Source organism: Lactobacillus nasalidis (assembly GCF_016587775.1).
Taxonomy (GTDB): domain Bacteria; phylum Bacillota; class Bacilli; order Lactobacillales; family Lactobacillaceae; genus Lactobacillus; species Lactobacillus nasalidis.
Window position 1 is genome coordinate 1 of the sequence record NZ_BOCG01000044.1, and the last position, 269, is coordinate 269.

Sequence of the window (269 nt, forward strand, 5' to 3'; positions counted from 1 at the left end):
GTCTTGTACTCAGTCCCCTTCGTTACGCTCGGTGACAGTTCATTGCCGTCTTCATCGACAAACTTTTCAGTCAGACCATACTTGTTCTGAGTGTAAACAACAGGAGTGTCCTTAGTTGGATCTTCCGGAGTTACGTTCGGAACATCAGTTGAGTAGCCTGGTACGGTCGGAGTTGGCTCGTTTGGAGTCACCTTGGTTGGGTCGTCTGGGTCGTTCTCGTAAGTCGGCGTATCTGCACCTGGAATTGGCGTGTTGTTTTCATCTACAGG

1 protein-coding gene is annotated in these 269 nt (G+C 49.8%); it reads right to left on the reverse strand.

What is annotated here, in order from left to right:
* The coding region (locus tag lacNas_RS00330; RefSeq protein ID WP_201346485.1) for a hypothetical protein at positions 1-269 on the reverse strand (269 nt) is incomplete at both ends.